At 66.2% G+C, this 25,920-nt stretch carries 25 protein-coding genes and 1 pseudogene; 3 read left to right on the top strand and 23 right to left on the bottom strand.

Annotated elements, in window-relative coordinates; genetic code table 11:
* Nucleotides 1-176: 176 nt before the first annotated feature.
* A complete protein-coding gene (locus KHO22_RS10865; protein WP_211947133.1) occupies nucleotides 177-653 on the bottom strand; it encodes an ion channel in 477 nt (158 codons plus the stop codon).
* Between the two features lie 162 nt (nucleotides 654-815).
* Between KHO22_RS10865 and KHO22_RS10860 the strand changes: the two genes are divergently transcribed.
* Entirely contained in the window at nucleotides 816-1,064 is a 249-nt protein-coding gene (locus KHO22_RS10860) for a hypothetical protein (RefSeq protein ID WP_211947132.1), read from the top strand.
* A 94-nt stretch (nucleotides 1,065-1,158) separates the two neighbouring features.
* Here the strand turns inward: KHO22_RS10860 and KHO22_RS10855 are convergent, their stop codons facing one another.
* From KHO22_RS10855 to KHO22_RS10835, 5 genes are all read right to left on the bottom strand, one after another.
* Nucleotides 1,159-1,491, bottom strand: a complete 333-nt coding sequence (locus KHO22_RS10855) for an RcnB family protein (RefSeq protein WP_211947131.1) — start codon at nucleotides 1,489-1,491, stop codon at nucleotides 1,159-1,161.
* A 158-nt stretch (nucleotides 1,492-1,649) separates the two neighbouring features.
* The gene (locus KHO22_RS10850; RefSeq protein WP_211947130.1) at nucleotides 1,650-2,426 is read right to left on the bottom strand and encodes a DUF4410 domain-containing protein; all 777 of its coding nucleotides are present in this window, start codon (nucleotides 2,424-2,426) and stop codon (nucleotides 1,650-1,652) included.
* A gap of 175 nt (nucleotides 2,427-2,601) precedes the next feature.
* Nucleotides 2,602-3,930, bottom strand: coding sequence for an ATP-binding protein (locus tag KHO22_RS10845; protein ID WP_211947129.1), 1,329 nt, complete (start codon nucleotides 3,928-3,930; stop codon nucleotides 2,602-2,604).
* Nucleotides 3,930-4,643: a response regulator gene (locus KHO22_RS10840; RefSeq protein WP_211947128.1), complete on the bottom strand. Its 714-nt coding sequence runs from the start codon at nucleotides 4,641-4,643 to the stop codon at nucleotides 3,930-3,932. The genes KHO22_RS10845 and KHO22_RS10840 overlap by 1 nt, the downstream gene beginning before the upstream one ends.
* A gap of 150 nt (nucleotides 4,644-4,793) precedes the next feature.
* The gene (locus tag KHO22_RS10835) at nucleotides 4,794-5,750 is read right to left on the bottom strand and encodes a hypothetical protein (protein WP_211947127.1); all 957 of its coding nucleotides are present in this window, start codon (nucleotides 5,748-5,750) and stop codon (nucleotides 4,794-4,796) included.
* A gap of 132 nt (nucleotides 5,751-5,882) precedes the next feature.
* Here KHO22_RS10835 and KHO22_RS32460 point away from each other — a divergent pair.
* Nucleotides 5,883-6,011 (top strand): annotated as a pseudogene (locus KHO22_RS32460) (sterol desaturase family protein); the annotation flags it as partial.
* An 83-nt stretch (nucleotides 6,012-6,094) separates the two neighbouring features.
* Here the strand turns inward: KHO22_RS32460 and KHO22_RS10830 are convergent.
* The 15 genes from KHO22_RS10830 to KHO22_RS32455 all read right to left on the bottom strand — a co-directional run bounded on the left by KHO22_RS10830 (nucleotide 6,095) and on the right by KHO22_RS32455 (nucleotide 23,062).
* The gene (locus KHO22_RS10830; RefSeq protein WP_230426827.1) at nucleotides 6,095-7,261 is read right to left on the bottom strand and encodes a hypothetical protein; all 1,167 of its coding nucleotides are present in this window, start codon (nucleotides 7,259-7,261) and stop codon (nucleotides 6,095-6,097) included.
* 181 nt (nucleotides 7,262-7,442) lie between these two features.
* Complete coding sequence (locus tag KHO22_RS10825) at nucleotides 7,443-7,904, bottom strand: cupin domain-containing protein (RefSeq protein ID WP_211947126.1); 462 nt, start codon at nucleotides 7,902-7,904, stop codon at nucleotides 7,443-7,445.
* Nucleotides 7,905-8,348: 444 nt separating this feature from the next.
* Nucleotides 8,349-10,010 carry a cation acetate symporter gene (locus KHO22_RS10820; RefSeq protein WP_211947125.1) on the bottom strand — a complete coding sequence of 554 codons (1,662 nt, stop codon included), beginning with the start codon at nucleotides 10,008-10,010 and terminating at the stop codon, nucleotides 8,349-8,351.
* Nucleotides 10,007-10,312: a DUF485 domain-containing protein gene (locus KHO22_RS10815; protein WP_211947124.1), complete on the bottom strand. Its 306-nt coding sequence runs from the start codon at nucleotides 10,310-10,312 to the stop codon at nucleotides 10,007-10,009. Before KHO22_RS10815 ends, KHO22_RS10820 begins: the two co-directional genes overlap by 4 nt.
* Nucleotides 10,313-10,614: 302 nt before the next feature.
* Nucleotides 10,615-11,793, bottom strand: a complete 1,179-nt coding sequence (locus KHO22_RS10810; RefSeq protein WP_230426826.1) for a porin — start codon at nucleotides 11,791-11,793, stop codon at nucleotides 10,615-10,617.
* A gap of 38 nt (nucleotides 11,794-11,831) precedes the next feature.
* Nucleotides 11,832-12,797 carry a Bug family tripartite tricarboxylate transporter substrate binding protein gene (locus tag KHO22_RS10805; RefSeq protein WP_211947122.1) on the bottom strand — a complete coding sequence of 322 codons (966 nt, stop codon included), beginning with the start codon at nucleotides 12,795-12,797 and terminating at the stop codon, nucleotides 11,832-11,834.
* Nucleotides 12,798-13,088: 291 nt separating this feature from the next.
* Nucleotides 13,089-13,895: a TetR/AcrR family transcriptional regulator gene (locus KHO22_RS10800; protein ID WP_211947121.1), complete on the bottom strand. Its 807-nt coding sequence runs from the start codon at nucleotides 13,893-13,895 to the stop codon at nucleotides 13,089-13,091.
* A gap of 97 nt (nucleotides 13,896-13,992) precedes the next feature.
* Nucleotides 13,993-15,252: an MFS transporter gene (locus KHO22_RS10795; RefSeq protein ID WP_211947120.1), complete on the bottom strand. Its 1,260-nt coding sequence runs from the start codon at nucleotides 15,250-15,252 to the stop codon at nucleotides 13,993-13,995.
* 84 nt (nucleotides 15,253-15,336) lie between these two features.
* Nucleotides 15,337-16,092 (bottom strand): maleate cis-trans isomerase family protein, encoded by a 756-nt coding sequence (locus KHO22_RS10790; RefSeq protein ID WP_211947119.1) that lies wholly within the window; start codon nucleotides 16,090-16,092, stop codon nucleotides 15,337-15,339.
* Between the two features lie 31 nt (nucleotides 16,093-16,123).
* Nucleotides 16,124-16,591, bottom strand: coding sequence for a thioesterase family protein (locus KHO22_RS10785; protein WP_211947118.1), 468 nt, complete (start codon nucleotides 16,589-16,591; stop codon nucleotides 16,124-16,126).
* Nucleotides 16,588-17,748 (bottom strand): FAD-dependent monooxygenase, encoded by a 1,161-nt coding sequence (locus KHO22_RS10780; protein WP_211947117.1) that lies wholly within the window; start codon nucleotides 17,746-17,748, stop codon nucleotides 16,588-16,590. Before KHO22_RS10780 ends, KHO22_RS10785 begins: the two co-directional genes overlap by 4 nt.
* The gene (locus tag KHO22_RS10775; protein ID WP_211947116.1) at nucleotides 17,745-18,614 is read right to left on the bottom strand and encodes a VOC family protein; all 870 of its coding nucleotides are present in this window, start codon (nucleotides 18,612-18,614) and stop codon (nucleotides 17,745-17,747) included. Before KHO22_RS10775 ends, KHO22_RS10780 begins: the two co-directional genes overlap by 4 nt.
* A gap of 34 nt (nucleotides 18,615-18,648) precedes the next feature.
* Nucleotides 18,649-20,355 carry an AMP-binding protein gene (locus tag KHO22_RS10770; RefSeq protein WP_211947115.1) on the bottom strand — a complete coding sequence of 569 codons (1,707 nt, stop codon included), beginning with the start codon at nucleotides 20,353-20,355 and terminating at the stop codon, nucleotides 18,649-18,651.
* Between the two features lie 42 nt (nucleotides 20,356-20,397).
* Complete coding sequence (locus KHO22_RS10765) at nucleotides 20,398-21,669, bottom strand: alpha/beta hydrolase (protein WP_230426825.1); 1,272 nt, start codon at nucleotides 21,667-21,669, stop codon at nucleotides 20,398-20,400.
* Between the two features lie 307 nt (nucleotides 21,670-21,976).
* A complete protein-coding gene (locus KHO22_RS32455) occupies nucleotides 21,977-23,062 on the bottom strand; it encodes a helix-turn-helix transcriptional regulator (RefSeq protein WP_230426824.1) in 1,086 nt (361 codons plus the stop codon).
* Between the two features lie 367 nt (nucleotides 23,063-23,429).
* Between KHO22_RS32455 and KHO22_RS10755 the strand changes: the two genes are divergently transcribed.
* Nucleotides 23,430-25,034 carry a hypothetical protein gene (locus tag KHO22_RS10755; protein ID WP_211947114.1) on the top strand — a complete coding sequence of 535 codons (1,605 nt, stop codon included), beginning with the start codon at nucleotides 23,430-23,432 and terminating at the stop codon, nucleotides 25,032-25,034.
* Here the strand turns inward: KHO22_RS10755 and KHO22_RS10750 are convergent.
* Nucleotides 25,021-25,200, bottom strand: coding sequence for a chromate resistance protein ChrB domain-containing protein (locus KHO22_RS10750; protein ID WP_211947113.1), 180 nt, complete (start codon nucleotides 25,198-25,200; stop codon nucleotides 25,021-25,023). The two genes, KHO22_RS10755 and KHO22_RS10750, sit on opposite strands and share 14 nt — an antisense overlap.
* 118 nt (nucleotides 25,201-25,318) lie before the next feature.
* On the bottom strand, nucleotides 25,319-25,873 hold the full coding sequence (locus KHO22_RS10745) for a single-stranded DNA-binding protein (RefSeq protein ID WP_211947112.1): 555 nt from the start codon (nucleotides 25,871-25,873) through the stop codon (nucleotides 25,319-25,321).
* Between the last annotated feature and the right edge of the window lie 47 nt (nucleotides 25,874-25,920).

Here is a 25,920-nt window from a genome sequence, read left to right as displayed (position 1 = left end):
CCAGCGCAGTATTGCCGCGCTCAAACGCCGGGCCACGGCCCTCGGGTTCCAGGTCAATCCGATAGAGGTGGCCACATGAACACAACCACCTTCACTTCTGTTTCTTGAGAGTGGCTCAAGGCACCGAGTATCGCCGATCAACCATTGCCTGCGGGCTCATGGCAGGCCGGCAGCCGCTACTGCCCCGACCGCTTTTCCGCGTGTGCCTTTTCATCGAACTGCCAGTCGCGCCGCATCATCACGTAGGTGAATGACGTCGACCAGCCGATCAGGATCAGGCCGACCAGCGGTTCGATACTGGCGATCAGCCGGCTCGCGCCGACCGGATAGACGTCGCCGAGGCTCTGCGTGGTGTAGGTTTCCAGCGCGAAATAGACATAGACCACCGGCGTGATCTCGCGGCTGCTGGTGAGCCCGCCCAGGCCGAGCCCGTGGTCGCACAACCAGAACCCCAGCGCGAAGACCATGGCCTCGAGGCAGTGGACCAGGATGATGCACATGATCAGCACGCCGATATTGACGCGCCCGCTCCAGCGCTTCGGGTGCAGCGCCGAGAACAGCCGCAGCGCCTCGTAATGAATGGCCACCACCGTCACCGTCAGGATGGCGGCGCACAGCAAGGCCAGGGAGTAGTGCTCGGCGGAGGATTCCATGCGCGGTCAGGACAGTCGGGACGGTCGGGACGATGCCAGCCAGTGCGGTACCTCCAACATAACACCGGAATGCCTGCCGACGCACCTTCCCGGCAGCAGCCCGGGCGACGGCACCGCGCATGGACTATGCTGGATTTCCCAACCTCATGAACGGGAGGGAACGTGCGCAAGACTCTTTCCATCCTCACGGCAATCCTGCTGGCCGGCGCCAGCACCCTTGCCCTGGCCCACAACTGCCCCAACGAGATGAAGGCGATCGACGCCAAGCTCTCGACCAAGCCGGCGCTGTCGCCGGGAGACGCCGCGCGCGTGCAGAAGCTGCGCGCCGAAGGCGAGGCCTACCACAAGGCCGGCCAGCACGACGAGGCGATGAAGTCGCTGCTCGAGGCGAAGAAGATCCTCGGCATCTGACGCTGCCGGAACAACCAGGAAAAAGCCGCCCGCGCAGGTCAGCCCGCGCGGGCGGCTTCTTTGTTGCAGGAGGATGAATTGGCCGCGATCGGCGTCAGGTTCCGGCACCTACCTGCTGGATCACGCCATTGGGCGCCACCAGATAGTAGTTCGCACCGACACCCACCCAGTGCGTGCCCTTGCGCGGCGCCGGCAGGCTGTATTGCTTCCAGTCATCGATCACATACTGCCGGTCGCGGAATTCGGTGGGCAGGCGATCGCCCTTCTTCCATTCCTGGATCTGCATGTAGGGCGACGTGGCGGCGGCAGAGGCCGGCGCGGCGGGCGCAGCCGCCTTCGACTTGCCCTTGGTCTCGGCAAAGCCGGCGGAAGCCGTCAGGACGCCAGCGATCAGCAACAGCGCGGGCAGCGCTTTTTTTGTCTTCATGGTGATCTCCTTGCGTACGGAAAACCGAACTGCCGGCGCAACCGGACAGCCACTACCAGCTTAGTCACAAATCGCCGCATACGCTTTCGGAACGCCTCGAGGTGCCTCCCGATGCACGCAACACCTGCCTGGACACCTGCGCGGCACCCGAACCGCGCTCAGCTGGCGGCAGCGGCCGACAGCCACCCTTCTTCGGTGCTCGCGGCGGTCACCTGCCTGGCGATCGAATCCGCCAGTCGCGTGGCGTCGGCAACCACACTGTCGCGCTTCACTTCGGACACGCCGTGCACACCCGTGCCCGCCGCCGCAGCCGTGGCAAGATGGCCGGCCGCCGCGCCCACGCCGGCGGTCTCGGCGACGCCGGGCATATGGCCGCTGTCGGCGGTGGCCAGGAAGCTTTGCAGCGGCACCGGCGCACCGTTGGCGGGCTGGTATGAGATCCGCACGGCGACACCGACTTCGCTCTTGCCGGCGCCCAGCCCGATCAGCAGGCGACGGCGGCTGGAGCCTTCATCGATCTTGCTGAAATCGCCGTCGACGATCAGCGCGCTGGCATTGGCGGGCGCCGGGCCATCGGCGCGCACGGCATGCAGCCCCTGGGCCTGCAAGCGGCGCACGATCTCGTCCGCCACCTGTTCGCGGGCTTGCGCGGCGGTGCCGGATTGCGCGCTGGCGGCCGAGCCGCCGGAGGCCATCGTCTTCAGCTTCTGCGCGAGGCCACCGTCAAGCTTCACCTGTTCCGCATCGGCATGGAACGCGTGCACATAGATGACGTCCGCGTGCACCGGCTGCAGCAGGCCGGTTTGCTGGATGCCGGTCACGCCGGCGCTGGCGCAGCCGGCGGCAAGCATGGCGCTTGCGGCAACGGCGGCAGCCGCCAGGCGCCTGGTGTTCAGGGCGAGGGCTTGAAAGGTGGTGCGGAAGGTGGTGCGCATATCGATTCCTTGGTCGGGGGCGGGTGCCATTCGGTGGTCGGCAACGCTGTCACCGCGAGGTGTTGCGGTGCGTCGCGTCTCGGTGACCAAAGTATGGAAAATCCCCCTGCAAAGCGCCATGCGGCAATTATTTCGCGCGATGTCACGGTACGATGGCGCAATGTGCGCCGGTGCGCTAAGCGCCTGGTATGTGCAGCGGCAGCGAAACCACCGCCTCCGTGCCGCCACCGTCGCGCGCGCGGAACTGCAGCGAACCACCGTGCAGGCGCGCGATGCGATCGACGATCGCCAGGCCCAGGCCGGTGCCGCCCGCATGGCCGCGCGCGTTGGCGCCGCGGCTGAACGGCGCCCTGAGCTGCTCCAGCTCCGCCGCCGCGATGCCGGTGCCGCGGTCGCACACGGCGATGCAGGCGTGTTCGCCGTCGTGCCAGGTGCGCACACCCAGGCCCGTCTTGCCGTAGACGACGGCGTTCTGCATCAGGTTCATCAGCAGGCGCAACAGGCTGACCGGCCGGTACGGAACCGGCGGCAGGTCGCCAAGCGACAGCTCGAACTCGTGGCCGAGCCCGGCGAAGTCCGACGCGAGCTGGCCGACCAGCGCATTGATGTCGCCGGGCTGCGGCAGCTCCTTCTCGCCACTGCCCGCATAGTCCATGAACTGCTGCAGGATGGTCTCGATGTGGTCGAGATAGCCTTCGGCCGATGCCACGAAATCATCATCGGCGCCGCGCGGGATCGACATGGCCATCGCCAGGCGCAGCTTGGTCAGGGGCGTGCGGATATCGTGCGAGACACCGGCGAGCATCAGCGCCCGCGTCTGCTCGGCCTGCTGCAGCGCCTGCGTCATCTGGTTGAAGGCGCTGCTGACCTGGGCGATCTCCGTGGGCCCGTCGGTCGGCAGCGGTGGCGGCGATTCGCCCGCGCAGATGTGGCGCGCGGCTTGTGCAAGGTCGCGCAGCGGACGGTTCAGGTGGAGCTGGATCAGGTAGCCCGTCAGCGCGGCCAGCAGCGCCAGCGCGGTCGACAACACCAGTGCAGTGGCGATGCCGCCCGCGTGGGCATCCTCGGTCATCGGCATGGCGACCCATCGCGGCAGGTCCGCCACATGCAGCCGGATCCATAGCCGCTCGTCATCGCCGGACTGCCATCGCACCGGCATGTCGGGCGGCAGGTGGCGCTGCAGGGCATTCAGGAACACGTCGCGCTGGTAGGTGCGGAACAGCTGCAGCAGCTCGGGGTCGGCCCGCGGCGCGGCCTGCTCGGGGTCCTGCAACTGCGCGCCGAGCCGTTGCGCCACCGCAGCGCCCGTGCCGGCAGGCATGGCGCCGAGTACGCCGTCGAGCATCTTCACGTAGTCGGCGAAGATGATGGCCGCGCGCTCGATGCGCGGCCGCTGCACGAAATGCAGCAGCACACTCAGCGAACAGGCCTGCGTGATCGCCACCAGCACCACCAGCAGCGCGATATTGCGCGCCAGCAGCGAGCGCGGCAGCCCGATGCGCATTACGGCTCGACGCCGGCCACCAGCATGTAGCCGACGCCCCACACGGTCTTGATGAAGCGCGGCTTGGACGGATCGTCCTCGACGATCTGGCGCAACCGCAGGATCTGCACGTCGATGCTGCGATCGAGCGCATCGTGATCGCGCCCGCGCGCGCGCGCGAGCAGGTTGTCGCGGCTCACCGCGCGGTTGGGCGAAGAGCCCAGCGCGTGCAGCAGCAGCATCTGCGCGGAATGCACCTCCACCGGCTCGCCGCGGCGCATCAGCGTCTGCTTGCCGACGTCGAAGCTGAATTCGCCGAAGCGAAGCGTCTGCGAGGTCACGGTGGGGTCGCCCGCGGCCATCTTCTGGCGCCGCAGCAGCGCGCGGATGCGCGCCACCAGTTCATCCGGTACGAAGGGCTTGGCCAGGTAGTCGTCGGCGCCGGTCTCCAGGCCCGCCACGCGGTCCATCGGATCGCCCTTGGCGGTCAGCATCAGGATCGGCAGCGTCTGGCCTTCGGCGCGCAGTCGGCGGCACACCGTGAGGCCATCCTCGGGCTCCATCATCAGGTCCAGCACGAGCAGGTCATAGGGCTCGCGGTGCAGGTGGCGGTCGAGCTGCTTGCCGTCGGCGACCGCGCGCACGCGGAACCCGTGCCCGGTCAGGAACCGTTGCAGCATATTGCGCAGCTCGGCCTCGTCGTCGAGCACGATAATCCTGTTCACCTGCTCCATGGCGGGTTCTCCGGCATAGTCCTGGCCCCACGGCTTCCTGAAGAAACAATACACAAGAGAAGGACTGCAATCATCTTCTTCATGACGTCCGCCGTCGCATGGCCGGCACGCTCGGCATGGTGTCGCGACTGAAAGCGGCGGGTTCTGCCGTTACACGATGTGCGCGGGCACCCACACGCCACCAGCCCAATGGCCCGGCACCATCACGGCCGCGCGCGGCGGACGCGCGAGATAGACCGTTCGCGGCGCGACATATACCGTACGCGGCAGCGGAGCAGTACCGACGATGACCGTCGCCGGCGCGGGCGGCGGCAGCGCGACCACCACCTTCGCGGGCGGGGGCGCGACAAAGACCGTGGCCGGTGCCGGCGGCGGGATATAGACAGCGGCGGGCGCAGGCGGCGGCGCGACGACCACCGGCGGCGTGGCCACGGCCACGACCGCACCACCTGTCGTGACCGTGCCGGTCGCCACCGTGCCCGTGGCCACGACCGTGCTGCCATGGACGACGGTGCTGCCTCCGCCTGTGGTCACGACGCCCGGCGCCACGCGGGTCGCACTGCCGGAGTGCGTCACGGTGCCCCCATCCGCCCCCGTGACCGTGCCCGAGCGCGCACAGGTCGCGCCGGCGCAGGTCGTCGAGGCCGCGTGGCTCACGGTGCTGCCGTTCGCGCCGGTCACGGTGCCGGACGATGCATACTGGCCGGCGCCTTCGCGCGTCACGGTTCCCGCGGTATTGGCGGTTTGCCCGTCGGGCCCGGTGAGGCTTCCGGTGTGCGAGCACGTGCCGCCGGCGCAACTGGTATTGCCGTCGTGCTGGACCGAGCGGCCGTTCGGGCCGGTCGCGGTGCCGCTGTTCGAGAACTGCCCGGGCGCGTTGCGGGTCACGGTGCCGGTGTTGGTGGCCAGGCCGCCCCAAGGGCCGACCACGCCACCGGCATGCGAGCAGCTGCCGCCACCGCAGGAGCCGAAGTGCGCGCCGTTGTAGGTGCCGCGCGGCGTGTAGGCCGTACCGTGGCCGGACCACCCGGCAAACGCCGGCGTGCTGGCCAGGATGATCAGCGCACCGGTGGCGGCGCCAAGCAGGCGGGGAAAGCGTGAGGTCATGTCAGGTCCTTCAGGTTTGGTTCGGGCCGCACCGTGCAGCGCGGCAACGGACCGAACTATAGGAGGACATCGCGCGCATTTCGCCGTGGAAAACATGTCGCGGTATTACACGGCGCGGCGCGTCCGCCGAGCCTGGACCTGCTGTGCCAGTTCTGGCCGCACACCACCCGGATCCCGAAGCCTGGCTGGTTCGGATACGTGTTCAACACCCCGTCGGCGCACCGCGTGCACCATGCCTCGAATGTCGATTACCTCGATGCCGGCTGCAAACAGAACGGGCAGCGCGAGCTGCCCGTTTTTGTCTTGGGACTTCGTCACGCCCCACGGCTCGCGGCACGCAAGCGCTATTGCGCTGCCTTCCTCCCTTCTGCATCCCTCGCCGAATAGTCATAAAGATGCGTGTTGTCCGGCGTCTCCCCGATCCTGGTACCCAGCGGCCGGAACAGAATGCCGCGCCGGAAATTCCTGCTGTCGGACCTGGCGTTCCGGTCGGCAAGCGCGGCGGCCTCGGCATAGGTCATCGGTTCCTTCTCTTTCTCGATCTCCAGCCGCAGTGTCTGCTCGTTGACGCGCACGCTGTACCGGCCAAGGTTGTACAGGAGGTACATGGCAAAGAGGTTGTCGAAGTCCTTGTAGGCACCCTGTTCCCTGCGGAAATCCAGGGACAGGACCGAAGGAAAGCGGTTGGGCAAGTCCTTGAAGGCCACCTTTTCCTCCTCCAGCGGGTCCACATAGGTCGAGCCGCCGTACTTCTTGTACAGCACGACGTCCATGCCGTACCCGCGCGCTCCCCACTCCCGGACCAGCTTCATCGCCATCTCGGTCGGGACGTTGGCCGTGGCGGCCGCTACCACCCGGCGTCCGGACAGGACCCTGGCGCTCGTGACCTCCAGGTCCTTGTAGCCGGCGCCGTAGCGGAATGCCGCGCCAATGGTCTTGGCACAGTTGAGGCGCAAGTAGTCATAGCGGATTTCGCCCCGGTGGTACTCGGTGTTCCTGGCCTGCCGGTGAAAATCGTCATTGATGCGCCTGAAATAGGCGGCCAGCGCGGTCTTGTCGCTCGCGGGCACGCCGTACACGCGCACGCCGATCACCGAGCGCTTGTAGATCTCGCCGAAGTCCAGGCCGAACGAGGCCGTCGGCGCCACCGAAGAAACCGTCCTGAACAGGTATTCCAGCTTCGGGATGGCCACCATCAGGTCATCGGTGTAATGGCCTGCCGCGTGCTTGCTGTCGCGGTCGGCATAGAAGTTGGCCGAGTAGACGAGGTCGTCGCCTGGCGCCTGGTCACGGATGGCCAGGGCAATGTGGCCGGCTGATCCGCCCTTGGAAGTGCCGAAGCTGATCAGCAGTTCGAGGTCGTAGGCATCGGCGCGCAGGACATCGGCAATTTCCCCGATGTTGGCGGGCTCAGGGCCGCCCTGGCTGCCGAAGTCCGTGGCGGCCGCCGCTGTCGACAGCAGCGCGGCGATCGTCACGACGCCCGCCGCCAGCCATGACTTACCGGGCAATGCCCCGGTCGACGACCGCAGCACCCGCTTGAATGCCCGCACAGGCGACATCGCACCACCCCCGAAGTTTGGCGTTGCCGCGATTATTACCAGGGGTGGCGGGACTCGTCGAGCCGGCAGGACCCAAAGCCGGATTCAGGCCGTGCCGGTCGTCATGGCTGCCAGCGAGCGAAGCCGATGGTCAGGCGTGCGGCGCATCGCCGGCCGCGACCGTCACGCCGCACTCGCTCGCGACCGCGAGCAGCCTGGCGATATCGGGCGGCCCCGGCGGGATCTCCTCGTCGATCCGGGTGAACAGACGGGAAGCCATTCCGCCCTGGCTGGTGACGGAGATCATCTCGCCACCGCCAGCCCCGAAGCGAAAGTGATGCATGGTACCTGCGGGAACATGCACGAACGTGCCGGGCGTGGCCGTGATGACCTGGTCGTCATAGCCGATGTCGATGGTGCCGCGCGTGATGTAGAACGACTCGTCCCAGTCGTGGCAGTGCGGCGGAGGGCCGCAGCCCTCTTCGCCCTGCTGCAGGAAGACCTCGTAGCCCTGCGTGGCGGTATTCGGTGCCAGGACCGTGATCTTCTCGCCGACCACGTTGAGCGCGCGCCCGTGCGCGTCGGGAGTCACTGCGAAGGGTTGCGGCTTCATGGTCGGTTGCCTCCGGCAGCGCAGGCCCCGAAGGGCCTGCCGCCGTGTACAGAAGTGACCACCGGCGTCGTCGGTTACGCGCGGGGCCCGTGCCCGCATTGCGTGTTGCATGCCGACGGCGGGACGTTGCTGATCCTCGAACCAAGATAGCAGACGCCCCGCAAGTTGCCGCGACTTAGGGTCTGTTCCCGAATAGAACGTGCGCGCGCAAGGGGGATACGCGGCGCAGTGCTAGGCGCTGGTCGCGCCGCTTGGTCATTCCAAGCAAGCGGCCAGCAACGACGCAATGCGCCGCGTATCCCCCTTGCCCTGCGGGTTGGCCCGAGCCGGGGCCATCTACTTTGTCGGGCGCCTTGCAAAGGGAATGACCCTTTGCGGCGACGCCCTTCGCGTAGCTGACCCCGGCTCGGGCCAACGCGCGTACGTTATATCCGGGAACAGGCCCTAATGTGCGGTCGCCTCGCCTGCCCCGATGCCGGTCTCCGAGCGCAGCTCCTGTGCCTCGAAGCCGGCCTTGTCCACGCGCGCGCGCGCGGACTTGTCCATCAGCGAGAAGATCCAGATGCCAAGGAAGCCGATCGTCATCGAGAACAGCGCCGGCGAGGTGTAGGGGAACGGCGCATCCTTGAAGTGGAACACGTCCACCCAGACCGCTTGCGACAGGACCGTCAGCACGACCGCCGACAGCAGGCCGAGGAAGCCGCCGATCGTCGCGCCGCGCGTGGTGCACCCCTTCCACAGCACCGACATGAACAGCACCGGGAAATTGGCAGAGGCCGCGACGGCGAAGGCCAGCGACACCATGAACGCGATGTTCTGCTTCTCGAACACGATGCCGAGCACCACCGCGACCATGCCGAGGATGATGGTCGTGATGCGCGAGACGCGCAGCTCCATCGAACTGGTCGCCTTGCCGTGCTTGAAGACCGTGGCGTACAGGTCGTGCGACACGGCCGAGGCGCCGGCGAGGGTCAGGCCAGCCACGACCGCCAGGATGGTCGCGAACGCCACGGCCGAGATAAAGCCGAGGAACACATTGCCGCCGACCGCGCTGGCCAGGTGCACCGCCGCCATGTTGACGCCGCCGAGCAGCTTGCCGCTGCCGTCCTGGAAGCTCGGGTTGGTCCCCACCAGCACGATCGCGCCGAAGCCGATGATGAACGTCAGGATGTAGAAGTAGCCGATCCACGTAGTCGCCCAGAACACCGACTTGCGCGCTTCCTTGGCGTTGGGCACGGTGAAGAAGCGCATCAGGATGTGCGGCAGGCCGGCCGTGCCGAACATCAGCGCAATGCCGAACGAGATCGCCGAGATCGGGTCCTTGATGAAGTTGCCCGGGCTCATGATCGAGTCCTTCTTGGCATGGACCTCGACCGCCTTGGCGAACAGCGCCTCGGGGCTGAAGTGATATTGGGCCAGCACCATGAAGGCCATGAACGTGGCGCCGCCAAGCAGCAGGCAGGCCTTGATGATCTGCACCCACGTGGTGGCGGTCATGCCGCCGAACAGCACGTACACCATCATCAGCGCGCCGACGATCACCACCGCGACCCAGTACTCCAGGCCGAACAGCAGCTTGATGAGCTGGCCCGCGCCGACCATCTGCGCGATCAGGTAGAACGCCACCACCACCAGCGTGCCCGAGGCCGCGAATGCGCGGATCGGGGCCTGCTTGAAGCGGTACGCGGCCACGTCGGCAAACGTGAAGCGGCCAAGGTTGCGCAGCCGTTCCGCCATCAGGAAGGTGATGACGGGCCAGCCCACCAGGAAGCCGATGGAATAGATCAGCCCGTCATAGCCATTGGCATAGACCGCCGCGGAGATGCCCAGGAACGAGGCCGCGGACATGAAGTCCCCGGCGATCGCCAGGCCGTTCTGGAAGCCGGTGATGCCGCCGCCGCCCGTGTAGAACGTGGCCGCCGACGTGGTCCGCTTGGCCGCCCACTTGGTGATGAACAGCGTGCCGATCACGAACAGCACGAACATGCCGATTGCCGTCCAGTTGGTCGGCTGCCGTACCGCCTGCCCGAGGTCACCACCCGCCGCCAGCGCGGCCGAAGACAGCAGCAGCGTGCTGCAGGCAATGAGTGTGTGGTTCGCTTTCATGCTACCTCCCGCTTGATCTGCTCGGTGAGCTGGTCGTAGGCGCGGTTGGCATGGCGCACATAGAGGCCGGTGATGACGACGGTGAAGAGGATCACGAACAGGCCGATCGGCATGCCCCATGTCATCACGCCCGTGCCCGTCTTCTGTGCAAGGAATTCCTTGTCGAAAGCGATGAGCAGCACGTACCCGTAATAGATCACGAGCATCACCGCGGTCAGCGCCCAGCCCAGCCGCGAGCGCTTGTGCACAAGCTCGCGATACGTGGGGTTCGCCTTCAGTCTTGCGACCAGTTCTTCGTTCATCTGTGTCTCCTGCCAATCGTGCTACGGGCTTGCCGTGGGCTGACAGTGCATGCGCCAGCCAGCGCATGCGTGGTGGTCTCAGCCCCGGTCCGTGACGATAAGGTAAGGCCTGCCCCTTACCTGCTACTTACACGGGGCATGCCGCAGCACCGGGGAAAACACGTAGATGACGCGCGTGAAGGGAGACGGAAGCGCCACTGGCTGCCGCACGGAGGCAGGCAAGTGCGGCAGCGGGCATTCGCGGGAGAGGTGCGGACAGGGTGCGGACAGCCAACGCTTCACCGTCAGCGTGCCGTCAGCAATCAGAACTTGTGCCGTACGCCGGCCGCAATACCGACCATCGACGTGGCGCCGTTGCCGAGGACGTAGCTGTTGCCGAGCGCCAGGCTGTTCGCGAATGCGATCGATGCCGAATCGAGCATCAGGCCCGCGTGCTTCGCATACGCCGCCGACAGATAGACGTCGGTGCGCTTCGAGAGGCTGTAGTCCGCGATCAGGTTGAGCTGCCACGGATTGGCCACGCTGGTATTGCCGAACACGTTCCGGACCTTGTCGTAGTCGTACTCGAGGGTCAGGGTAAATGCCGGCGTCACCTGGTAGATGCCGCCGATCCAGAAGAAATCGTCCCGCACGGCGGTGGCCCCGGCCGCGGTCTTGTTCTGCCCCCAGCGATAGCCGCCCATGATGCGGCCCCACGGCAAGTTGTAGCTCAGCGCGGCGGTGGCCTTGCGGAAGGTGCCGCTGCTCGTGCTGGCCGGCGTGCTGATGGTCGGGTTGAACTGGTCGTATGCCAGCGCGGCCCAGAGCGACCCGCCCGTGTATGCCAGCGATGCGCCCCACGCGCTGTCGCGCCGCGCCTGGCCCGGGACTTCGCCGGCCCCGCCGAGTGCGAACCCGGTCGGCACCGCCTGCGGCAGTGCCACGCCGGTGCCGAAGGAATAGTGCGCGACACCGGTGAACGCACCGAAGTTGCCGGTGTACTTGATGGTGTTGTCCTCGCGGAAATTGGCGCCGGTGAACAACGTGATCGGCTCGTACTCCGTGGCGAAGTACGCCGGCACGAAATTGACGATGCTGTCGAACAGCGATGTGTACTGGCGGCCGAGGCTCAGTTGGCCATACTGTGCGTTCTTGATGCCGACAAAGGCCTGGCGGCCGAACAGGCGGCCGGTCTGTTGCATCGTGCCGGTATCGGCGTTGAAACCGCTCTCCAGCACGAACACGGCCTGCGTGCCGCCGCCAAGGTCTTCGACGCCGCGAATGCCCCAGCGCGACCCCGACATGCCGCCCGACGTCAGCCGCACCACGTCGTGCGCCGGGCCGGGGTTGAAGCCGTTGGCGGCCGTCGGCACCGCGCCGACATGGCTCACGTACTCGATGCTCGCATCGACCACGCCGTAGAGCGTGACGCCCGACTGGGCCCAGGCGGAACATGAACTGGCAAGTGCCACGGCGGCGGCTGCAAATCGACTGAATCTCACTGCTATCTCCTCTGTTGTTGTGATGTGTCCGTTCGTGCTCATTCAGGCTTCACGCCGGCTTCAGCGATGACCTTCTCCCAGCGGGCTTTCTCCGCGTCGATGAAGCGCGCGCCGTCCGCGCGCGACATCGGCATCGGATACGTGCCCAGGTCCTTCAGGCGATCGATGAATGGCTGCTGGGCGAGGCTCTGGTTGACCGCCGCATTGATCCGGTCGAGCACCGGCACAGGCGTGCCTTTCGGCGCAAAGATCGTGAACCAGCCTTTGGCGACAAGGCCCGGAGCGGCCTCCTTGGCCAGCGCAATGCCTTCCAGGCCGGGCAACGGCGCGTCCGATGTCACGGCGAGTGCCCTGAGCCGCCCGGCACGCACGAGCGGCACCAGCGGCGCGATGCCGTCGACATAGACCGGGATATCGCCCTTCACGACGGCCTGGATGGCCTGCGTGGTGCCGCTGAAGCTGACCTGGCGGAATCTCGTGTTCTGCGACTGGCCCATCATCTCGGCCGTCAGGTGCGGCACCGAGCCGCGCGCCGGGCTGCCGATCACGACATCGTCAGGGCGGGCCTTGCCGTCGCGCAGCACGTCGGACAGGCTCTTGTACGTGGTGGCGGTACCGGCCACGAACATCATCGGCGTGTAGGCCACCGTGGCGGCCACCGCGGTATCGCGCTGGATGTCGAACTTCGCCTCCCTGTACATCACCGGCGTCGTCACGGCCGCGGCCGCGTGGAAGAGGACCAGCGTGTAGCCGTCGGCCGGCGCCTGCTTCAGCGCGCTCATGGCCACGATGCCGTTGCCGCCCGGCTTGTTCTCCACGATCACCTGCTGCTTCCATGCGCTGCTCAGGCGTTCCGCCACCTGCCGCGCAATGATGTCGGGCGCGCTGCCCGCAATGGAGGGGACGAGGACGCGGATCATCCGGTCCGGATACGCGTCCGCGCGCACGGGCAGCGCAAGCATGGAACCGGCCAGCAAGGCAAGGGCAAGAAGGGGGCGCTTCATGTTGTCTCCGACATCTGGTGCGCCGGTCCGATCATGATGGCTGGCGCTTTATTTGACATACACTCAAATAAACATTGTAGTTTTATTGATTGCATCTCAAATAAGTAGATACCACTAGCGTGTGGCGTGGGACGACAGTCAGTGGGAGGACGTCAGCAAGATGAAGTGCGGCCGCTTATGTGGGGCCTGTTTGCGGACAAGGAAAGAATTGCCGCCCGGTTGGCTCTCCTCTCCCGCTGCGGGAGAGGAGAGCCAACATTCGCAGCGTTTGCCGCCTGGAGGGTTTCGCCTCTATGCGGCGCGCGCGCCCTTCTTCCTTGCCGGCTTCGCGTGGCGCGGCCACGCTTCGATGCCGTCGAGCGTAATGCGCAGCCCTTCTTCGAAGGCCGTGTCGGAAGACAGTTTCGAGAACGCCTTGCTGACGAAGCGCGCGCCGGGATACTGCTGCGCCGATACCCCGTCGAGCTTGTTCTGGATGAAGGCCTGGTGATAGGCCGGCAATTGCCGCGACGCTTCGGCCATGCTGGCCGAGACGAGGTATTGCGCCAGCAGGTGATACGCAAGCGCGACCTGCTCCGCGGAAAAATCGCCCTGCATGATCGCCGACGTCATGCGGTTGAAGAACTCCAGACCGTAGTCGGTTTCGCCGGGCTGCACATCCTGGAACAGGCGATACCGGTTATGCGACGCCACGTAGTTGCTGACGCCGGGATTCTCGATCGCAACCTGGAAGCTGAGCCGCGAAATCCGTTCGACATCCGCGCGCCAGTCGCCCGTCAGCGGCTGCAGGCGCAGGGTCCGCTGGCGGTAGTAGTCATTGAGCACGCCGGTGACCAGCTGGTCGCGGCCGCCGAGGTAATAGTGGATCAGCCCCGGGGCCACGCCGAAATCCTTGGCGAGCTGCACCATGGAAATCTGGTCCAGCGGCGTGGTCTTGGTCAGCTCGATCGCGTGCTGCAGGATCGTCGTGCGGCTGAGCATCGGTTCCGCGCCGATCGGCGATTCCGTCTTGGGCGGACGTCCGCGCCGGCGCGGTACGGGGCTGGACGGCTGCGGTGCGGCGGCCTTGGCTGCGGGCGATTTGCGTGCGGCAGGCATGATGGGAGGCGAAGCGGGCCGGCTCGGAATTGGTGGTATGCCAATTCTATCCGCCTTCGCCGCTTCTGCCACTTTCTGCCGCTTCGCCGCCGCGCTCCTACGCAGAGGCGGCGGCCGCGGCAGGCTCCTGCCGGTCCGCAATGCGGTAGCGGCCCAGCGACAGCACCAGACCGGACGCCACCAGCAACATGCACGGCAATACCAGCAAGGGCACGTCGTAGCTGCCATGCCGGTCGAACCACGCACCGAGCCCGATCGGTCCGATCACCGCGCCAAGCCCGTAGCCCGAGAACGCGATGCCGAACAGCGAACCGAACGAGGTCAGCCCGAAGTACGAACGCACCAGATAGGAGATCAGGTCGCCCTCCGCGCCGATGGTCAGGCCGATCAGCATGGTCGCGACCAGCAGCGTGCCGTAGTCGTGCGAGCCGCGCAGCAGGAACACGCCGACGGCACCGCCCACGAAGAACACGCCGGCCACCAGCGGTGCGTGAATGCGGTCGATCAGCAGCCCGGTCATCAACCGTCCGATCAGCAGGCCGACGCCCATCATCGACGCGCTGCGAGCCGCCATGGCCGCGTCGAAGCCCCGGTCCGCGAACAGCGACGGCAGATGCGGCCCGAGCGACAGCGTGGCGGCCGAGCTCAGCACAAAGACCAGCCAGATCGCCCAGAGCCGATAGCTGCGCACCGCGATCGGCAGCGGCACGCCGACCGGCGCGGACGATGCCGCGCGCCTTGCCCGGCTGCCGGCGGGAAAGCGCTCGCGCAGCAAGCCGCACGCCGCCAGCGACAGCACCACCGAGCCCGCGCCGAGGACGAGATAGGCGATGCGCCAACTGAACACCGTTACCAGGTACTGCGCGGTCATCGGAAGGATCACGGTGCCCGCGCCGAGGCCGCACATCGCGATGCCCAGGGCCAGCCCGAGGCGCCGGTCGAACCACTGCGGCAACACGGCCAGGTAGCCCAGCACCGACGTGGCGGCGCCGGACACGCCGACGACGATCGATAGCCCGACCCAGGCCAGCATGCTGCCGTCCTGGAGCGCCATGGCGCACGTGGCAAGGCCGAACACGATGGCCGAGCACGCAATCACGCGGCGGATGCCGAAGCGATCCATCATGGCGCCGACGATCGGACTGACGATTGCCAGGCCGAACATCGACGCGGCATAGGACAGCGAGGCCTGCGAGCGGCCCCATCCAAACTCGGCGGCGAGCGGCCTGACGAACACGCCGGCCGTGGCGTTGAACAACGGCGCATAGCCGGCCAGCATGCCGAGTGCGGCGCCAAGAATCACGCTGGCATAGATACGGGCGGACACGCGCGGCAGCGCGTCGGGGGCGGTTTGCATGAAATGGTCTCCTGGTTGGCGGCGCCGCCATCTGCGGGCGGCTGCCGAATCGAAACTGCGCGAAACTGCGCGAAACTGCGCCGGTCAGCGCAACCCGGCCTGGCTGCCGAGGTAGGCGCCCGCGCCGGGCGCGCTGGCAGCAAGGTTGAGGCGGCGCAGCATTTGCCGCGCCGTACACGCGGCCGTGGAAGTCACAGGAATGCCGAGCGCCTGCTGAGCGGGTTCGATAGCGGCCAGCGACGGCATCTGCACGCACGCCGACAGCACCACGGTATCGACGCCCCTGACGTCGAGCCTCTTCACGTCCTCCAGCAGTTGCAGCGGATCGCGCTCGCCGACCTCCAGGTTGTCGAGGATCGAGAAGTTGATCACGTCGCTGACCTCGATGCCTTCGTGTTCGATGTATGCGACCACCGTCTTGGTCAGCGCGTCGCTGTACGGCGCCATCAGCGAGATGCGGCGTGCGCCGAAGTCCTTCAGTTCATCGACAAGGGCCCCGGCGGAGGTCATGATCTGCGGCCGGTACGGTGCTTCGGCAATCGCGTGGCCGAGATCCTCGATTACCTGGCGGTGGTACCCCATGCCCATGCACATGGTCGCCACCAGGCAGGCGGTGCTCATGACATCGACCCGCGCATCGGCCAGTTCCAGTGCGCAGCGGCCCATGTCCCGGTTCATCCTCTCGAGTTCCTCGGCCACCACGCGATGCATGCGCACACGGCTGGAATGGAAGCTGAACTGCTCCGGCAGCGCCTGCATGCGCGCGGCGAAGATGGCCGGGACCTCGCGCTCCATCGTGATGTTGGAGCTGGGCACGATCTGTCCGATTCGATACTTCATCTTTGAAAATTCCGGGAACGCTCAGGGGGCTTCAGGGGGCTTCAGGGGGCTTCAGGGCGGGGGCAAGAAAGCGCTTCAGCACTTCGCGCATCGCATCCGGGATTGGCGTGCCTTCGCGGCGGTCCAGGCGCACGCAGATCGGCGAGAACATCGCGTCGAACACCGGCGCGCCGTCGGGCCGGCGTGCCACGCAGCGGATGTCGAACGAACGCGTGCGTATGGCTTCCACCGTGCAGGTGATGTCGATCACGTCATCGGGCCACAGCGTGCCGATGAACTCGAAGCGCATCGCCTTGCATGGCGTGCCGACGCCGTGGACTTCACCAAGCCTGCCGTCGCCGCCGGCCATATGGGCGGTGTAGAGTCCCACCGCGCCGAGCAGGTAGTCCGTGAAGCGGCCGGTGTAGACCACGCCGGCGGGGTCGCAGTCACCCCAGCGCACGCGCCGCCTGACGACGAACGGGCGCTCGCTGAGCACGTATTCCGTGGCGTTGATCATGGCTGCTCCAAGGCCGCGCCACCGGTCACGCCACCAGCGGCAAGCTCCGCCATCAGCGCCGGGAACTGGGCGCGCAGGCGCCCGGCATCCACGCGCCCCGTGCGCGTCATGAAGCGGAACACGAACTCGTGCGGGGTCGGCAGTTCCATCCACTCGCGGATGTGCTCGTACCAGTTGTACGAAGCCTCGGACGCGCTGATCAGCTTGGCCTTCTCGGGCTTGCGCACGGCCTCGTACTGCCGCAGCGCGGCCGGCACGTCGGCGGGATGCGCGACGATTGCATCGGCCAGCGCCATCGCGTCTTCCATGGCGATGCGAGTGCCCGAGCCGATCGAGAAATGCGCGCTCGTCAGGGCGTCGCCGATCAGCACCTGGCGGCCGACATGCCACTTCGCGTTAAGGATGACCGGGAACTGGCGCCACGCCGAGTTGTTCGACACCAGCGCGTAGCCGTCCAACTCCGGCGCAAACACGCGCTCGAACAACGCCTGCCGCGCTTCGGCGCTCATGTCCTCCATACCGAAGTCCAGCCAAGTCTGGTGGTCGCACTCGGCGACGAAGGTGCTCATCGAGTCGGAGTAGGGGTAATAGTGCGCAACGAAGTAGCCGCCTTCATGCTTGCGGAACACCAGCGCGGGGCTCGGAAATGGCTTCTCCACGCCGAACCATGCGAAATGGTTGGTCAGCGTGCGGCGCGTGGTGCCGAAGCCGGCCTCGTTCGCCGTGCGCAACTGCGAGTTGATCCCGTCGGCACCCACGATCAGGTCCGCGTCGATAGCGTCGAAATCGGCAATGCGCTGGTTGTAGGTCACATGCACGCCGAGTTCACAGGCGCGCTGCTGCAGCACGGACAGCAGGCTGATGCGCGGGATCGCCCCGCCGCCGGCACCAGGCTTCTTCATCACGATCGGCTGCTCATGGCACACGATCGCATGCTGGTCGTTGAAGCGCATGACCGTGGCCAGACGGTCCACGACAGTCGGCGATGCCGACCGCAGGTTCGCCAGGCCCGTGTCGGCCAGCACCACGCCAAAGCCGAACGTGGCGTTCTCGGGGTTCTGCTCGAAGACGTCGATCTCGACCTGCGACAGGCGCTCCTTGAGCAGGATTGCGAGGAACAGGCCCGACGGTCCGCCGCCGATGATGGTCACTTTCATTGCGGGACTCCCGGCGCGATCACCAGCGCGTCCATGTCGAACTGGCGGATCTGGCCCGCCAGGCCGCCCGTCAGCGCGCCGTACCACACGGCCGGCTTGAAGCCCAGTTCCTTGCGGCGGAACTGCAGCGTCGGGTTGCCGTCGATGCGCACATAGCCATTGCCAAGCGTCGTGGTGCGGTAGCCCTCGGTCTTGCGTGCCACGTCGATCAGGGGGGCGAACTCCGGCACGTCGAGCACGTAGACCGACGCCTTGTCCCGGTCGACGCCGTTGCCCTCGATATTGCCGGCCTTGCGCTGCCAGACCGGCTCGATCGACGCGAAGGCCTCGCCGCCATCGCGTGCCCGCTCCAGATCGATCGCCGCGTCGATGGTGAGCGCGGCATCGCGCTGGTCGGCGTCGCTGAACGGGCGCACCTGCCAGGTGATTTCGATCGGGTAGCCGTTCGGGTCGTTGAAGTAGATCGACTCGATCACCTCGTGACGGATCTGGTAGCGCAGCGCAATGCCCACGGCTTCCACGCGCTGGCGCCATTGCAGCAGCTCGGCCTCGTCGCGCACGCGCCAGGCGGTGTGCGTGGCACGGTCCTGGTAGTGCTCGCGCACCGCCAGCCAGTCCGGCCGCTCGGTGCCGATGTAGTAGAAGAAGGCGATGGTGCTGCCGTTGCCGCTGTCGAAGAAGAAATGCAGGAAATCGGCGTGGTTGTCCGGGCCCCATCCCTTGGCCGAGATCGCGTGGACCAGCGGCAGGCCGAGCAGGTCGCGGTAGAAGTGCACGGTCTCGGCCAGCTTCCAGGTCGGCCGCGCGGTGTGGTGGACGCCGTGCAGCGCGACTGCGGGAATGGCGGCTTGCGTGGATTGGGTCATGTCTCTTCCTTGTTCACTGGCTGTACTGGCGATATCACTGGCTTTGCTCAACGGCATCCTGGTCCGTCTCCGCCTGCAGGAGCTGGACGATGCGATCGCGCAGCAGCACCTTGCTGAGTTTTCCGGAAGCCGTCAGCGGAAATTCGGAAATGATCTCCAGCCGCTCCGGCCACTTGAACTTGGCGAGCCCGGCTTCCTGGAGGAACTGCGTCAAGGCCGGCAGCGTCAGTCCGGATGCGGCGGCGTCAGGCTTCAGCAGGACGAATGCGCAGACACGCTCGCCATAGACCTTGTCGGGCATGCCGACCACGGACGTCGCCAGGACCGCGGGGTGTTCGTTGATGACGTTCTCGAGCTCCTCGGCATTGATCTTTTCACCGCCGCGGTCGACCACGTCCTTGATGCGGCCGCGGAAGAAGTAGTAGCGCTTGCCGGCCACCACGTCCGACGACATCAGGTCGCCGGAGCGGTAGAAGCCATCGGCCGTGAAGCGCGTGCCATCCTCCTTCTCGGACTTGTAGTAACCGCGGATCGTGTACGGGCCGCGGAACAGCGCCTCGCCGGCCTCGCCCTCGGGCACCTCGTCTTCGGTGCCGGGATGGACGATGCGCACTTCGTCGGCCGCCGACACCGGACAGCCGACCGATTGCTCGCGGATCTCCTGCGGGTCTTCCGGACGCGTGAACATGATCACGCCTTCGGTCATGCCGAAGATATGGTGCGCCGGCGAGCCGGTCAGTCGCGTCAGGTTGGCGGCGTTCTTGGGCACGATGAAATTGCGTCGCGCCCGCTCGGCTGGCGTGGAGCGCAGCAGCACCGGCGCGATGCGGTTCAGGATCGGCCCGGCGACACCGAACCAGGTCGGCTCGTAATCGCGCACCAGTGCCTGCAGCGTGTCTTCCGAGAGGTCGGGTGCTACCGTCACGGCCGCGCCGCTCAACAGGAACGGCCCGAAGAAGCAGCCCATGTTGAGGTTGTGCATGTACGGCGTGGGAAAGAAGAGCACGTCGTCGGCGGTGTAGCGGTTCCATTGCGCCACCGCGCGCATGTTGTACAGGTACTCGTTCTGGAAGCGCGGAATGATCTTGGGCACGCCCGTGGTGCCGCCGGACAACTGGAACACCGCGGCCTGGAACGGCTCATGCGTGACGTCGGCCAGGATTGCCTGCGCGCGCCCCAGCGGCATGTCGCGGATCAGGTCCGCCAGCAGCACGGCGCTGCCGCGGCGCGTGCCGCGCGCCTGGAGGATGAAGGCAAGGCTCGGCACTTCGGCCTGCATGGCCTCGGCAAACGCGACGTCATCGAACTTCGGATCATCGCCCTGCACGAAGTGCAGCCGCGCGTTGCAGAGTTTGCCGAGATAGCTGATCTCGAGCTTGCGGAATGCCTGCAGCGAACACAGCGGGATGATGCCGGCCTTGAGGCAGCCGAAGAAGGCCAGCAGCAGTTCGTTGCAGTTGCCGCACTGGAAGATCGCGCGGTCGAGCGGCCTGAGCCCCAGTGCCAGCAGCGCGGCGCCGAGCCGCTCAGTCTGCTCGTCGAACGCCTGGTAGGTGAACTCGCCTTCCGGTCCGACCAGCGCGAGCCGGTCCTTGTGGTCGCGGAACGACTGGCGGAACGCACCGGCCAGCGTCTCGGTGCTCAGGTAGCCGTCCGCCACGTACTGGCGCAGCCGGTCTTCGTCGGGATAGCGTACGCCGTCCAGCAGCACTGACGGTCGCACGTGGGTGGGTTGCAGCATGTCTACCTCTGTCGTCTTACAGGTTTGTCCGGCGGTGCCGGCTCAGGCCATCGTCTCGCGCAGCCACTCGACGATGTGCCGGCCCGCGATGCTCTGGCCGGACGCTTCGTCACGGCCGAGGGCCATGCCGTGGTGGTTGCCCCGCACGCGGATGTGCCGCTTGCGGGCCGCGGGAATCTGCTCGTAGATCGCGTGGATATCGGCGGGGAATGTGCACTGGTCGCCGGTGTATTCGATCAGCAATGTGGGCTGGTGCAGCGTGCCCAGCGTCTTGTCCAGCGCGGCATTCGAGGACAGCCCCGACCACGTCGACAGCCATGACTCCGGCGTGACCGTGCGGCCGAAGCCGACGCTGCCCCAGTTCGACGTGAACGGGTCCTTGCCCCACAGCGAACCCGTCTTGCGGTCCGAAGGGTCCAGCGTGATATCCCAGGAGCGCAGGTCGGCGTCGGTGCGCCAGACCTGGAAGATCGGCGCATGCGCGGCCATGCGGCGCTCGGCCTCCGTGGCGGCGCCGGCCTTGAGCGCTGCGCGCGACTCGTGTTTGGCGCGCAGCATCGCCTTGGCGCGCAGCATCGCCTTGGCGCGCGCATCGATGCGTGCCACGCGCGCGATCTGCGCTTCCCGGTAGCGCGCGACGAACTCGGGGGCATAGCGCCCCTTTCCGGCTTCGACATCAAAGCCATTGGCCTTCGAGAACGGGTCCAGCGCCGGATCTGTCTGCATCGGATCTTCTTCGTCGATGACCGAGGGATCCACGCCGCTCATGAGCAACTTGCCCTGCCCCGGATGCGGGGACACGAGGATGAAGGCGTCGGCCTCGGGCATATGCAGTTCGCCAAGGTTCGTCGGACGGCCCGCCGGTGTCCGCGCGATGCGCTGCTCGCGCGGCGTCAGCGCCTGCTGGTTGTAGAACGTATAGAGGCCGGCGCCGCCGGAATTGCCGAGCATCACGATCTTCTCGTAGCCCAGCTCGCGCAGATGCGTCATGCCGGCCGCCACATCGAACAGCGCGATCTCATGTTCGAGGCGCAGATCATTGCCGATCGAGCGCGGCCCCTGAACCCAGCAGGCACAGCCGGCATCGAGCACGAACGGCACCAGGTAATGCGTGATGGCCATCTCGCGCGGATGCATCAGCGTGACGACGGTCTTCTCCCCGCCGGTCATGGTGAACAGGAAGCCAAGTGTGCGCTGGCCGTCGGCAGTGGGCAGCGCATAGGGGACCATCTGATACGGACGGTCCATCAGTCGGGCGTCCCACGAAGCGCCTCGCATGCCTGCCGTGACTTCCGGCTTCTGTTGATCTGTCACGCTGTCTCCTTTGGTAAATGGCACCGTGTCAATAATCTAGGCTTTATTTGAGATGCTGTCAAATAAATGTGGGGCGCTTTCTTCGAGTGAGCTGGATGGCCGTTGGAGAGCTTTCGTGCCGGAAAGGCGGGGCAATTTCGCCGGCGTAGCCGGCAAGTCACTTCTCGCCGGAGCGACACGAAGGAGAAGCGTCGGCGCCAGCGACGTTGATGCGAACCGCTATGCCGACCGCCACGCGGCAGCCGAAGGCGATGATGCGATAGCGGCGGCGGCACGCACGCAAGCCACCGTGGCCATCACCAGAAACTCAACGCTGTACCAGCGTAGCGAGCTTCACCAGCTCCACGACGCGCCGGCAGTTCATCTTTCCCTTCAGATTGGTGATGTGCGTGCGCACCGTGTTCTCGGACAGCCCGTTCTGCGCCGCGAACTGGGCCGGCGTATGCCCCGCCATCAGCGCGGCCAGCACCCTTGCTTCGGCAGCCGTGATCTTGAAGGTGCAGATCAGGTCGTCAATGCTGACCTCATTGAACGCACTGCTGACGCGCAGGCGAACCAGCGCCAGCGGCTCGTCCGACAGCTTCACCTGCGCATCCGCGGGCACCATGTCGATGCCGAGGGTCTTGCCCCAGTCCAGCGCCACGGTCGCCGCCATGCGCTGGCCGGTGCGCAGCGCGTCTTGCAGCTTTCCGAGCAGGCGGGCGAGCACGGCCGGCTCCGCGTGGTAGAGCCGACCCTGACGAATGCAGAGCCCCTGCCGGTTGTCCAGCAGTTCATGCGCAAGCGCCGAGGCATGGAGTACCAGCCCGGATGCCGACAACAGGCATGTCGCCTCGCCCAGCGCGGCGAATGAGTCCTCCAGCAGTTGCACCTTGTTCGCCATGGCCCGGCGCCGCGTGGACAACACCTTGCGGAAGTGGCGAACATAGGCGCCAGCTTCGCCTTCGGTCAGCCGGTCCGTGGCATTGGCGGCCACCGTGGACCGCTGGAACGTGAGGCCGGTGCGCCGCTCGCTGTCCCGCTCAAGAATCAGGGCAAGGCTCTGGGCCTGGCCATGCTTGCGCATATAGTCCGCGTGGAATTCCGCCTGTCGCGACTTCAGGAGCGGCATGACGTCGTTGCTGTCGATCCACGCGCCGGCAGCCAGGCGCGAGGCGGCTTCCGCCATGAAGTCTACCTTGTGAAAATGCCGGACGTATTCATCGAGCGCCTGGCCCGACATGTCCACGTGCGTGATGTTCAGCAACTGACCCGCGCCGTCCATCATGATGAGCGAGCCGCTGTCCGCGCCAATCAGGTCGCGCGCCGTGGTCAGGATATCGTCCCAAGGCGGCGATGCATCGGCGATACGATCGGCCGCTTCCATCGCGCGGCGGAATTTCACTGACGGCACGTCACTCTCCCCGTGGTCGTGGACTGTCCTGTTCACCGCCCGATCGGCTCGCCGGGCTGTAGCGCACGTTCCCCGGCGGCAGCGTCAGGTGGCCGTTATGGCGGAGCCTACCAAAGATAGCGGCGCCGGCTGGCGCTTCATGCCCCTACTTCAGAAGGGTTCCGCTCTTTCGCGATCAGCCTCTCGCCTCGATGGCAGTGCCGCGCATCGGCGCGCCGCCCAATGTATTGGATGTCTATCACCAAAATTGGTGACGACCGGCATTTCGGAACTTTGTAGTATCGCCCCCGGCTTCCATCACGGATGGATGCGTATCCGGATAGAGCGTGAGTACAGCCAGTTCCTACAACGGGGAGGAAGAAAAAATATGAAGATCAAATTGCTTGTGTCCACTCTTGCCGCGGCGGCGCTGAGCGCTTGCGGCGGTGGCTCCGACAGCCAGCCGTCCGCGCCTGCCGCGACGACGCCCTCGACGCCCACGACCAAGATCGCGGGAACGGCGGCAGTAGGCGCGGCGCTTGCCAACGCGACCGTCCAGGCCAAGTGCGCCTCGGGCAGCGGCACCGCCACGACGGCGGCCGACGGTACGTTCTCGATCGACATCCCGAACGCCAGGCGTCCGTGCGTGCTGAGCGTTTCGACGCCCGACGGCACCACGCTCCACTCCGTGGTCGAAGCCGGCAGCGGCATGACCGCCACGGCCAACATCACGCCGCTGACCGAGCTGATCACCGCGTCGATCGCCGGCAAGAGCACCAATGAATTCTTCGCAAGCTTCGACGAGCAGGCCCAGGCGAAGCTGACCACGGATGGCGTATCCACCGCGCTCGACAACGTCAAGCTGATCCTGACGGGCACGGTTGACCTGGCGGGCATCGATCCGCTCAAGGACACCCTCGTCGCCGCGCACGGCAACACGCCGGGCAACGCGCTTGACCAGAAGCTCGATACCCTCGGCGAAACCCTCAAGGCTTCGCAGACGTCCATCTCGGACCTGTCGACCGCGGTAGCGTCCAATTCGGGCTCGGCCGGCGGCGTGCAGACCATCCTGCAGCCCGCTTCCACCACCTGCGCGTCGTTCCGCAGCGGCAAGTACCAGAAGATCGGCCTCACCACCAATGTCGTGCAGCGGTACACGATCGATGCCATCAAGCTGACGCAGACGAACGACTCGACCAACGCCGTCGAACAGTTCGCGGCGAACAACAGCGAAGCCTGCCGCTTCGGCAATAACGACTTCAGGCTGCTGGCCTCGAAGTCCGGCATCGCGCTCGAGCGCCGTGCCGGTGTCAATACCAACTCATCCAGCCTTGTGATCCCGGAGCAGAGCATCCCGTTGAGCGAACTCGCCGGCGACTGGGTGGCGCTGGCATTCGAACGCGACGGCAACGCCAGCAACCTCGGTACCGGGCTGGTCAAGTTCAGCATGGACAGCACTGGCAAGTTCACGAGCGGTGCGGACTGCAGCCTGTCGTCCTGCGACGCATGGGCAGCCGCCGATCTGCCCGCGGCCTCCGCCAATCCGGACGGCGGCTTCAACATCGCCGATCCGAGCGGCACGGCCCGCGCTTTCGCGTTCAAGGGCGTAGATGGCCAACTCGCCATCGCCATCGTCCACCAGAACGGCTTCATGCTCGCGGCGCGTCCGCGGACGCTCGGCCTGCCGGCTGTCGGAACGGTCAATACGTATTGGGATGCGGCGCTGAACCCGACCGGTGCAACCAATATCACGGACGGTTCGAACACGGTCGTTTCGGTGGATACCGCTGCCAACACCTATACGCGCCAGCACGCGGACGGTCATTTCGACACCTGGCAAATCAACGTTCCCTTCGTCGGCGTGCGCTATCGCGCACCGGCTCAGGGCGTCAATGAAGTGGTCTCGCTGAATCTCGCCAACTCCGGCCTCAGCGCAGTCATCAGCGTCAACCCAAGCAACGTGTTCTACAGCATCTCGATCAACCGGCCGTAAGCGAGGTATTGACAGTACCGGCAGCCCTCCGCGATCGCGGAGGGCTTTCTTGTTTCTGGCGGGACAGCACCGGAGGTTCTGGCCACTCTGGTGAAGGATCGATGAACCGGGCAAGCAGCCAGGGACAAGCGATCCGATCGGGACCTGGATTCGCTAAAGAAAGCATCCACTGGCAGATGCCTGTTATCGAAAACGTTCCAGAAGTCGTAAAAACCGCTGAGCAGAAAAGAACAAGCCCCGCTTGCTGGCGGGGCTCATTCTTTATGCGTGTTGCTTACGCAGGATCAGAACGGAATATCGTCGTCCATATCCTCGAAGCCGTTCGACGGTGCCTGCTGCTGGCGTCGCGCGCCGCCTTGCTGGCCGCCGCCAGCCTGGCCACCGCCGCCCTGAGCGCGGCCGCCGCCGTAGCCGCCGCCAGCGCCGCCCGACGCTTCACGGCCGTAGCTACCGCCGCCGCCACCACCGCCGAAGCCGCCTTCATCACCGCCGCCACCAGCGCCCTGACGTCCGCCCAGCATCTGCATCTGGTCGGCGACGATTTCGGTGCTGTACTTGTCCTGGCCGCTCTGGTCCTGCCACTTGCGGGTGCGGATGCGGCCCTCGATATAGACCGACGAGCCCTTCTTGAGGTACTGGGCGGCGATTTCGGCCAGCTTGCCGAACATCGAGATGCGGTGCCACTCGGTGGCTTCCTTCATTTCGCCGGACTGCTTGTCCTTGTAGCGGTCAGTGGTCGCCAGGCGCAGGTTGGTCACGGCGTCGCCGCTGGGCATGTAGCGGGTTTCCGGGTCCGCGCCCAGGTTGCCGACGAGAATGACTTTGTTGACCGATGCCATGTGAATGTTCTCCAAAAGCCACGCGCTGTGCTGAAAAGCGTGGCATA

It is taken from the genome of Cupriavidus yeoncheonensis (assembly GCF_905397275.1).
GTDB classification, from domain to species: domain Bacteria; phylum Pseudomonadota; class Gammaproteobacteria; order Burkholderiales; family Burkholderiaceae; genus Cupriavidus; species Cupriavidus yeoncheonensis.
Note: the sequence above shows the minus strand (reverse complement) of the source record. Positions and strands in the feature narration are given on the sequence as shown.